11 protein-coding genes are annotated in these 9,913 nt (G+C 68.2%); 3 read left to right on the top strand and 8 right to left on the bottom strand.

The features are described 5' to 3' along the window. Positions 1-94: 94 nt before the first annotated feature. The 3 genes from trpE to rpe form a co-directional block, all read right to left on the bottom strand. Entirely contained in the window at positions 95-1,615 is a 1,521-nt protein-coding gene (trpE, locus tag LRR16_RS15065) for an anthranilate synthase component I (protein ID WP_006579371.1), read from the bottom strand. A gap of 458 nt (positions 1,616-2,073) precedes the next feature. Continuing rightward, positions 2,074-2,802, bottom strand: coding sequence for a phosphoglycolate phosphatase (gph, locus tag LRR16_RS15070; RefSeq protein ID WP_232206368.1), 729 nt, complete (start codon positions 2,800-2,802; stop codon positions 2,074-2,076). Beyond that, a complete protein-coding gene (rpe, locus tag LRR16_RS15075; protein WP_232206369.1) occupies positions 2,802-3,503 on the bottom strand; it encodes a ribulose-phosphate 3-epimerase in 702 nt (233 codons plus the stop codon). The genes gph and rpe overlap by 1 nt, the downstream gene beginning before the upstream one ends. Before the next feature lie 225 nt (positions 3,504-3,728). Between rpe and apaG the strand changes: the two genes are divergently transcribed. Further along, positions 3,729-4,103 carry a Co2+/Mg2+ efflux protein ApaG gene (gene apaG / locus LRR16_RS15080; RefSeq protein WP_006579374.1) on the top strand — a complete coding sequence of 125 codons (375 nt, stop codon included), beginning with the start codon at positions 3,729-3,731 and terminating at the stop codon, positions 4,101-4,103. Between the two features lie 59 nt (positions 4,104-4,162). On the opposite strand, the gene LRR16_RS15085 is transcribed toward apaG, so the two are convergent. Then, complete coding sequence (locus LRR16_RS15085; RefSeq protein WP_232206370.1) at positions 4,163-4,420, bottom strand: hypothetical protein; 258 nt, start codon at positions 4,418-4,420, stop codon at positions 4,163-4,165. A 257-nt stretch (positions 4,421-4,677) separates the two neighbouring features. On the opposite strand from LRR16_RS15085, the gene LRR16_RS15090 reads away from it, so the two are divergent. Continuing rightward, entirely contained in the window at positions 4,678-5,763 is a 1,086-nt protein-coding gene (locus LRR16_RS15090; protein WP_232206371.1) for a murein transglycosylase A, read from the top strand. 39 nt (positions 5,764-5,802) lie between these two features. Here LRR16_RS15090 and paaK read toward each other — a convergent pair whose 3' ends face one another. The 3 genes from paaK to paaG all read right to left on the bottom strand — a co-directional run bounded on the left by paaK (position 5,803) and on the right by paaG (position 8,509). Beyond that, the gene (gene paaK, locus LRR16_RS15095; protein WP_006579020.1) at positions 5,803-7,107 is read right to left on the bottom strand and encodes a phenylacetate--CoA ligase PaaK; all 1,305 of its coding nucleotides are present in this window, start codon (positions 7,105-7,107) and stop codon (positions 5,803-5,805) included. An 88-nt stretch (positions 7,108-7,195) separates the two neighbouring features. Next, complete coding sequence (gene paaI, locus LRR16_RS15100) at positions 7,196-7,639, bottom strand: hydroxyphenylacetyl-CoA thioesterase PaaI (RefSeq protein WP_232206372.1); 444 nt, start codon at positions 7,637-7,639, stop codon at positions 7,196-7,198. Positions 7,640-7,687: 48 nt separating this feature from the next. Beyond that, positions 7,688-8,509: a 2-(1,2-epoxy-1,2-dihydrophenyl)acetyl-CoA isomerase PaaG gene (gene paaG / locus LRR16_RS15105; protein WP_232206373.1), complete on the bottom strand. Its 822-nt coding sequence runs from the start codon at positions 8,507-8,509 to the stop codon at positions 7,688-7,690. A 320-nt stretch (positions 8,510-8,829) separates the two neighbouring features. Here paaG and LRR16_RS15110 point away from each other — a divergent pair, with 320 nt between their 5' ends. Next, positions 8,830-9,606 (top strand): enoyl-CoA hydratase, encoded by a 777-nt coding sequence (locus tag LRR16_RS15110; RefSeq protein ID WP_232206374.1) that lies wholly within the window; start codon positions 8,830-8,832, stop codon positions 9,604-9,606. A 64-nt stretch (positions 9,607-9,670) separates the two neighbouring features. On the opposite strand, the gene LRR16_RS15115 is transcribed toward LRR16_RS15110, so the two are convergent. Continuing rightward, on the bottom strand, positions 9,671-9,913 hold a 243-nt coding region (locus tag LRR16_RS15115), incomplete at its 5' end, for a hypothetical protein (protein WP_232206375.1).

The raw sequence follows: 9,913 nt of genomic DNA on the forward strand, positions 1-9,913 counted from the left end.
AACCCAGTGGCTTTTTTCATTTTTTCAGCCCGGAGGGAAGACGCTGGGCCCCGCGTACGGGGGGGCGGCAGACTCCCTGGGCTGCAGCCGGCGCTTACGCGAAGTCCGAGTCCAGCCCGTCCTGGACCTGCTCGGCGGCGCGGATCACCGCGCGCGCCTTCGCCTCGGTCTCGCGCCATTCGGCCTCGGGATCCGAATCGGCCACGATGCCGGCGGCCGCCTGCACATACAGATTGCCGTCCTTGACGATGCCGGTGCGGATCGCGATCGCCAGGTCCATCTCGCCGCCGAACGACAGGTAGCCGACCGCGCCGCCGTAGATGCCGCGCTTGCGCGGTTCGAGTTCGTCGATGATCTCCATGGCCCGCACCTTCGGCGCGCCGCTCAGCGTGCCGGCGGGGAAGGTCGCGCGCAGTACGTCCAGATTGCTGATGCCGTCCTTCAGCGTGCCCTCGACCGAGCTGACGATGTGCTGCACGTGCGAGTATTTCTCGATCACCATCTGGTCGGTGACCTTGACCGAGCCGGTTTCTGCGATGCGGCCGATGTCGTTGCGCGCCAGGTCGATCAGCATCACGTGCTCGGCAATCTCCTTCGGATCGTTGAGCAGCTCGGTGGCCAGCTGCGCGTCGCGCTCCGGCGTATTGCCGCGCGGCCGCGTGCCGGCCAGCGGGCGGATCGTCACCACGCGGCGCGAGCGCGTCTCGCCCTGTTCGCTGGTGCGGCGCGTTTCCTGCCGCACCAGGATCTCCGGCGACGCGCCGACGATCTGGAAGTCGCCGAAGTTGTAGAAGTACATGTACGGCGACGGGTTCAGCGAACGCAGCGCGCGGTACAGCGACAGCGGCGCGTCGCGGTAGGGCTTGGTCAGCCGCTGGCCGATCTGCACCTGCATCATGTCGCCGGCCACGATGTATTCCTTCGCCTTGCCGACCGCCGTCAGATAGTCGGCCTTGTCGAATTCGCGGTAGACCTCGGTCTGCACCGACGGGCTGGTGACCGGCACGTCGACCGGCTGGCGCAGCTTCATGCGCAGGTCGCGCAGGCGCTGGCGCGCGCGCGAATAGGCCTCGGGCATGCCGGGGTCGGCGTAGACGATCAGATAGAGCTTGCCAGACAGGTTGTCGATCACGGCCAGCTCCTCGCACAGCAGCAGCTGGATATCGGGCAGGCCCAGGTCGTCGGCCTTCTGCGTGTCGGCCAGCTTCTTCTCGATGTAGCGCACCGTGTCGTAGCCGAAGTAGCCGGCCAGGCCGCCGCAGAAGCGGGGCAGGCCGGGGCGCAGCGCGACCTTGAAGCGCTGTTCGAACGCCGCGATGAAGTCCAGCGGATTGCCCTCATGGGTCTCGACCACCTTGCCGTCGGTGACGACCTCGGTGCGCTGGCCGTAGGCGCGCAGCAGCGTGCGCGCATGCAGGCCGATGAAGGAATAGCGGCCGAAGCGTTCGCCGCCGACCACCGATTCGAGCAGGAAGGTGTTGACGCCGCGGGTTTGCGATTGCGCCAGCTTCAGGTACAGCGACAGCGGCGTTTCCAGGTCGGCGAAGGCCTCGGCGATCAACGGAATGCGGTTGTAGCCCTGGTCGGCCAGCGATTTGAATTCGAGTTCGGTCATGACGGTCCTCTGGGACGGCGCACGGGGGCTGCGGCAATGCGATCCCCGGCGGGCGATTCTGGGAGGGGCAGGATGGCCGAAGCACCGGCCCCGTCGGGCGGCTCGCCGGAACGCCACTGTCGCTCCGTGTCGAGCCAAGGGGCGTATTGCGCGTTCGGGTAACGCTAGCAGGGATTGCCGGGAAGGAAAACCGGGCCGGCAGGACCGCCGGGCTGATCGCCACGCCTTGCCGATGGATCGGCCGGGCGCGATCAGTGCAGTCGCGAACGCACTTTACGCCTGTTGGGAGGCGCGCCAGCGACGCCAGGGCCAGGCCTGCCGATCACTGTCAGTAAAAATGCGTTTGCGGTTCAGGAACATGAAGTCGTGTTCTGGGGTGTCTGCGCGGGATGCGGAGAGGGCGGTCTCGCGGATCGGGCAGGGCGCGTGCCGTGGGGCTGCCGCGCCGTGGCCGGAGACTACCGGTGTGCCGTCAAGACCTCAGCAGCCTTGACAAGCGAGCCGACTATACCATCGGCGTCGACGCCTTGTACAGGGTTGCCATGGTTGTAGCCGTAGGGCACCAGCAGCACGCCAATGCCGGCCGCGCGGGCCGCCAGCGCGTCGTTTTCGGAGTCGCCGATCGCGACCATCTGCGCCGGTTCGAGCCGGAACGCCTCGCATACCTTCAGCAGCGGCAGCGGGTCCGGCTTGCGGAACGGAAAGGCGTCGCCACCGTAGACCAGCTCGAAACAGGGCGCCAGGCCCAGCTTGTCGAGCAGCGGCGCGGTGAAGTCGTGCGGCTTGTTGGTGACGCAGGCGAGCCGCAGGCCGGCCGCCTTCAGCGCCGCGAGCCCCGCCTCGACGCCGGGATAGAGCGCCGAGAACTGGCCGTTGATGCGCAGGTATTCGCGGTTGTACAGCGCCAGCGCATCGGCGAACAGGCCGTTGGCCGCGGCGGGCGGCAGGCGCGCGTCGAGCACGCGCCGGATCAGGTTCTCGGAGCCCTTGCCGACGAAGCTGACGATCTCGGGCAGCGGCAGCGGGGCTATCTCGCCAAGCGCCGGATGCAGGTGCGACAGCGCCTGCAGCATCGCGTTGACCGCCGCGTGGAAGTCTCCCGCGGTATCGACCATGGTGCCGTCCAGGTCGACGATGGCTCCACGGATGCCGCGCCAGTCGGTGCGCTTGAGCGTCGCCCCTTCCATTACTGGCCCACCTTGGCCAGTTCGGCGCGCAAGGCCGACAGCACGCCGCGATAGCCGCCGTCGGCGTCGGGCTTGCCGAACACCGCGGAGCCGGCGACGAAGGTGTCCGCTCCGGCCGCGGCGATCTGCGCGATGTTCTCGACCTTCACGCCGCCGTCGACTTCCAGCAGGATCGTGCGGCCGGTGCGAGCGGTATAGGCTTCGATGCGCTCGCGTACCGCGCGCAGCTTGTTCAGCGTCTCGGGAATGAAGGCCTGGCCGCCGAAGCCCGGGTTGACCGACATCAGCAGGATCACGTCGAGCCGGTCCATCACGTGGTCCAGGTGGTGCAGCGGCGTGGCCGGGTTGAACACCAGGCCGGCCTGGCAGCCGTGATCGCGGATCAGCGCGAGCGAGCGGTCGACATGGTCGCTCGCCTCGGGATGGAAGGTGATGATGTTGGCGCCGGCCTTGGCGAAGTCCGGAATGATGCGGTCGACCGGGCGGACCATCAGGTGCACGTCGATCGGCGCGGTCACGTGCGGGCGGATCGCCTCGCAGACCAGCGGGCCGACCGTCAGGTTCGGCACGTAGTGGTTGTCCATCACGTCGAAGTGGATCCAGTCGGCGCCGGCCTCGGTGACGCGGCGCACTTCCTCGCCCAGGCGGGCGAAGTCGGCGGACAGGATGGACGGGGCGATGCGAAAGGTCGGCGTGCTCATGATGGCGTGGGTGACGGCTTGGGTTGCGGCGCGGGTGGCGACGTGGCAAGGAGGCAAGGGCGCGTCCCGCCGCTGTGGCCGGCGCGCAAGGGCGCCATTTTACGCCGCCTTCGCCGTGGGCGCGCCCTGGAGGCCCGGCCGGCGGGGGCGTGCCCCCGACTTGCCGCACCCCTGCCCTTGCCGCACAATGCCGCTACCTTTGTCTTGCCACCGGCCACCCCGACAATGAGCGAGTACGCTTTTTCCGTTTCCGTGCGCACGCAGTATCTGCCCGATCAGTCCGACCCGGAACACGGACGCCATGCCTTTGCCTACACCATCACGATCCAGAACACCGGCGAGGTTGCGGCCCAACTGATCTCGCGGCACTGGCAGATCACCGACAGCGACAACGCCACGCAGGAGGTGGCGGGGCTCGGCGTGGTCGGGCACCAGCCGCTGCTCAAGCCGGGCGAGCACTTCGAGTACACCAGCTGGGCCACGATCTCCACGCCGGTCGGCTCGATGAAGGGCAAGTACTTCTGCGTGGCCGAGGACGGCCATCGCTTCGAGGTGCCGATTCCCGAGTTCGCGCTGGTGCTGCCGCGCATGCTGCATTGACGGGTGCGCGCAGCGGGTTCGCTCCGGGGACGGCACCGGGACGGCACCGCTGCCGGAACCTAGACGCCCGGCGCGTTGTCCTTGCTGTGCGCCTGCCCCGCGGCCTGATTCGCCTGGCTTGGCTGGCTTGCCTGATTTGCGTGGCCCGGCGCTGCCGCGGCGGCGCGCGACGGGTGATCCGCCGGGGCGCGGCTGGGACGCGGATGCTTCTTCGCCGTGCCCATCGTCCATACCACGATGAAGATCAGCAGAAACAGCGCCACGCCGGCCTCGAGGGCGAACAGCAGCATGGGATGGTCTTGAAAGAATTCGCTCATGGATGATTCCCGCGTTCGAGGCAAAGCCGGTCCGGTACAGCAGAATCGACCCGGATCGGCCCCGAGCATTGTATGGCATCGCCCTCCGGCCGGTGCCGTTGCCATAGCCGCCGCCAGCCACTGAGAGCCACTGTCCTTGCCGCCGCGGCCAGCGCCCGGCGACAACCACACCGCAAACGATGACTGACCACGACTCCGTTTTCGCCCTCCGCCGTGATTTCCCGCCTTCTCCCCGTTCTGCCGCCGTCGCGCGCCGTATGCCCGGTGCCTGCGCGCTGTGGGCCATCGTCGGCGCGGCCGCCGTGCTGGCCGGTTGCGTCAGCGGTCCGCCGCCGCGCATCGAGACCGGGCAGCCGAGCCCGCCGGTGACCGGGGGCCCCGGCAAGGGCCGGCTGCAGCCGGCGAGCTGGAGCGAGATCGGCGGCTGGACGCGAGACGACGTGCGGGCCGCATGGCCGGCGCTGCAGGCGAGCTGCCAGGCGCTGAAGAAGCGCGCCGAATGGCGCGGCCCCTGCACGGCCGGGCTGATGGTCGATGCCAGCGACCCGCAGGCGCTGCGCAGCTATTTCGAGCAGCATTTCCAGCCGTACCGCGTCGTCAACGGCGACGGCACCGACAGCGGCCTGGTGACCGGCTACTACGAACCGATCCTGCACGGCTCGCGTACGCGCCAGGGCGCCTATCAGATTCCGCTGCACCGCAAGCCGCCGCAATGGGGCAACCGGCCGCTGCCGCCGCGCGCGCAGCTGCTGCGCGATCCGGCGTTGCGCGGCAACGAGGTGGTCTGGGTCGACGACGCGGTCGAGGCCGCCTTCCTGCAGATCCAGGGCTCGGGCCGCATCCGGCTGGCCGACGGCACGATGATGCGGGTCGGCTTCGGCGGCACCAACGACCAGCCGTTCCGCTCGTTCGGCAAATGGCTGCTGGACCGGGGCGAGATCACGCCGGCGCAGGCGACGATGCAGGGCATCAAGGCCTGGGCGCGCGCCAATCCGGCCCGGGTCGAGGAGATGCTGAACGTCAATCCGCGCTATGTGTTCTTTCGCGAACTGCCGCCGAACAACGACGGTCCGATCGGTGCACTGGGCGTGCCGCTGACGGCGGAGCGCTCGATCGCGGTCGATCCGGCCACCATTCCGCTCGGCGTGCCGGTGTTCCTGTCGACCACGCGGCCGCTGTCGAGCGAGCCGATCGAGCGGCTGGTGTTTGCGCAGGACACCGGCAGCGCGATCAAGGGCGGCGTGCGCGCCGACTTCTTCTGGGGCGCGGGCGATGCGGCGGGCGAGACCGCCGGCCGCATGAAGCAGGCCGGCCGGATGTGGGTACTGATGCCGCGCAGCTGAGCGCGGGCGGTTACTGCGAGCAGCGGGCGGCTTGGCGGCCTAGCGCGGGCGCTGGTCGACGATCCGCCGCGCCTTGCCGACCGAGCGCTCGACGCCGCCCGACGGCAGGATCTCGAGCGCCACGGTCACGCCGATATAGGCCTTGATCTCGTGCGTCAGAGTGTCGCGCGCCTGGCGCACGGTGTCCGGCTCGACGCCATGCGCGCATTCGACCCGCACCGTCAGCGTATCGAGATGGCCTTCCTTGCCGAGCACGCACTGGTAGTGCGGCGCCAGCTCGGCGTGCTTCAGGATCAGTTCCTCGATCTGCGACGGAAACACGTTGACCCCGCGGATGATCATCATGTCGTCGGAGCGGCCGGTGATCTTCTCCATCCGGCGGAACGCCGGCCGCGCGGTGCCCGGCAGCAGCCGCGTCAGGTCGCGCGTGCGATAGCGGACGATCGGCAGCGCCTCCTTGCTCAGCGACGTGAACACGAGCTCCCCGAAGCTGCCGTCAGGCAGCACCTCGCCGGTGTTCGGGTCGATGATCTCGGGATAGAAATGGTCCTCCCAGATGGTCGGACCGTCCTTGGTCTCCGCGCACTCGTTCGCCACCCCGGGGCCCATCACCTCGGATAAACCGTAGATGTCGACCGCCGAAATGCCCATCCGTCGCTCGATCGCCACGCGCATCTCGGGCGTCCACGGCTCCGCGCCGAAGATGCCGACCTGCAGCGAGCTGGCGGCCGGGTCGAGCCCCTGGCGCTCGAACTCGTCGGCGATCGCCAGCATATAGCTGGGCGTCACCATGATGATCTCGGGACGGAAGTCCTGGATCAGCTGGACCTGGCGCTCGGTCTGGCCGCCGCCGAACGGAATCGCGGTCAGGCCGGCCTTCTCGACGCCGTAGTGCGCGCCCAGGCCGCCGGTGAACAGCCCGTAGCCGTAGCTGATATGGACCTTGTCGCCGCGCCGCGCACCCGAGGCGCGGATCGAGCGCGCCATCACCGTGGCCCAGGTGTCGATGTCGCGCAGCGTATAGCCGACCACCGTGGGTTTGCCGGTGGTGCCGGATGACGCGTGAATGCGCGCGATCTGGTCCTGCGGCACCGCGAACATGCCGAACGGGTAGTTGTCGCGCAGGTCCTGCTTGGTCGTGAACGGAAAGCGCGCGAGATCGGCCAGCGATTTCAGATCCTCCGGGTGCACCCCCGCCTGGTCGAACTTGCGCCGGTAGACCGGCGAATGCTGATAGGCATGGTCGAGCGACCACTTCAGGCGCTGCAGCTGCAAGGCCTGCAATTCGTCGCGGCTGGCGGTCTCGATCGGCTCCAGCGGCAGATCGGTCAGGCGCGTGCTCATCGTTCTCTCCTGCTATGGGTGGCGCTTTGGGGTGTGACTGCGGGGTGGGAATGCAAGGGGCGGGCGCTCGGGGCGCTGGGCTTTGTGATCAGCCCGCTTCCGGCGGCGGCACGACATGGCCCTTGATCTGCGCCGACTTGCCGCGGAACATCGCGACCACCTCGCCGTCGCGGTTGGTCACGCGGATGTCGTAGACGCCGTGGCGGCCCGACAAGACCTGCTCGGTGGCCTCGGCGGTCAGCACGTCGCCGCCGCGGACCGGCTTCAGGAACTCGATGCTGCAGCCGGCCGCGACCGTGTTGATGTTGTGGCTGTTGCAGGCGAAGGCGAAGCAGGAATCGGCCAGCGTGAACATCAGGCCGCCGTGGCAGATGCCGTGGCCGTTCAGGAATTCGTCGCGGACCGGCATCGACAGCCGCGCATAGCCGGGGGCGATCGCGTCGATGGTCATGCCGAGCCAGCGGCTGCAACTGTCGGCCTCGTACATGCTGGCCGCGGCCGCTTCGGCCAGCGCTTGCGGATCGGAAGTCAAGCGGATCTCCTGGAGAGAGGGAAGGGGGCGAGGCCGGCGGCCGATTGCCTATTGACCGGTGAAGCGCGGCGCGCGCTTCTCGAGGAAGGCGTTGACGCCCTCCGCATAGTCGTGCGATCCACCGAGCGCGCGCTGCAGGTCGCGCTCCATGTCTAGCTGGGTATCCAGCGTCTGCGTTGCGCTGGCGTACATCGCGCGCTTGATCGCGGCCAGCGCGCGGGTCGGCTGCGCGGCCAGATGCGTGGCCAGCGCCAGTGCCTGCTCCATCAGCAGCGGGTCGTCCATCGCCTCCCAGATCAGGCCCCACTTCTCGGCCTCGTCGGCCGACAGCTTGTCACCGGTCATCGCCAGGCCCAGCGCGCGCGCCATGCCGAGCCGCTTCGGCAGGAACCAGGTGCCGCCCGAATCGGGCACCAGTCCGATCTTGATGAAGGCCTGGATGAAGCTGGCCGAGCGGGCGGCCAGCACGATGTCGCAGGCCAGCGCCAGATTGGCGCCGGCGCCGGCGGCGGTGCCATTGACCGCGGCGATCACCGGCAGCGGCATCGACTGCAGCCGGCGCACCAGCGGGTTGAAGGCGCTGTCGATCAGGTCGCCGAGGTCGGTCATCCGGCCCGGCGTGAAATCCAGATCGGCCAGGTCCTGCCCGGCGCAGAAGCCGCGGCCGGCGCCCGTCAGCAGCAGGGCGCGCGCATGGCCGGCTTCGGCTTGGTCGAGCACCTGCACCAGCGCGGCGTGCATCTCGCGGGTGAAGCTGTTGAGCTTGTCGGGCCGGTTCAGCGTGACGACGGCGACGTCGCCATGCCAGGCGAGCAGTACCGGGCCGGCGTCGACGGCGGTACGGGGCGACGGCGTGGGCGTGGCGTGCATTGGCTTGTCTCCTGCCATGTCCCGGTTGCGGCGACTCTGTGCCGGCCGCTCCGGAAGGTTGTTCTGGATCGAAGCCGGGTGACGGCTCCGTCTGGCATTGTAGGGAAGAGCGACGGCGGCTTTAATTAACCGACCAGTCGGTCGGCAAATGTTAGCATTAATCTTTTGCGGTTTGCTATGGCCGGCTGCCGGTTCGCGACCGCGTAGTGCCCGCAATAGGCGGGTGATGGCGAAGCCGGGTATCGTTGCTGGTCGCAGCGATGCTTTCGGGCTCGTGTTCGGGGCCCGTATCCCTTTTTCATTGGAGACAGAGGAAACCCATGGCGTACGACAACATCCTGGTGGAAGCCCGTGGCCGCGTCGGGCTGGTGACGCTGAATCGTCCGAAGGCGCTGAACGCGCTCAACGACGCGCTGATGGACGAACTGGGCGCCGCGCTGACGGCGTTCGACCAGGACGAGGCGATCGGCTGCATCGTGATCACCGGTAGTGAGCGCGCCTTCGCCGCGGGCGCGGATATCGGCATGATGGCGAAGTACAGCTATATGGATGTCTACAAGGGCGAGTACATCACCCGTAACTGGGAGACGATTCGCCGCATCCGCAAGCCGGTGATCGCCGCGGTGGCCGGATACGCGCTGGGCGGCGGCTGCGAGCTGGCGATGATGTGCGACATCGTGATCGCCGCCGACACCGCGAAGTTCGGCCAGCCGGAGATCAAGCTCGGCACGATGCCCGGTGCCGGCGGTACTCAGCGGCTGCCCCGCGCAGTCTCGAAGGCCAAGGCAATGGACCTGTGCCTGACCGCGCGGATGATGGACGCCGCCGAGGCCGAGCGCGCCGGCCTGGTCTCGCGCGTGGTCGCGGCTGACAAGCTGATCGACGAGGCCGTTGGCGCGGCCGAAACCATTGCCCGCTTCTCGCTGCCGGTCGTGATGATGATCAAGGAGTCGGTCAACGCCGCTTATGAGACCTCGCTGAGCGAGGGCGTGCACCTCGAGCGCCGGCTGTTCCACTCGACCTTCGCGACCGAGGATCAGAAGGAGGGCATGGCCGCCTTCGTCGAGAAGCGCGCGCCGAACTTCCAGCACCGCTGAAGCGGCTGCCGCGTCGCCTGGCATAAAAAGATGACAAAGGTATTGCCAGGCGGCGCGCACTCCCTTAATATTCGCCCCCTCGCAGCCGAACGGCGGCGAGGTTGACGGGGAAGGCGAAGGCGCTGCGGTGCTGGAGCGGCAGCAAAAAAGTGCTGACAACCTGTTGACGAGAAGCGAAAAGTTCTGCATAATCTCGTTTCTCTGCTGCTGACAACGCAGCGACGCGAACGGCAAAGCCGGCGCGTGAGTTCTTTAACAAACGAACAACCGATAAGTGTGGGCGCTCGATAGCGGCAGTCACAGCGGA

Origin of the sequence: Cupriavidus sp. UGS-1 (assembly GCF_021213615.1) — a bacterium.
GTDB lineage: Bacteria > Pseudomonadota > Gammaproteobacteria > Burkholderiales > Burkholderiaceae > Cupriavidus.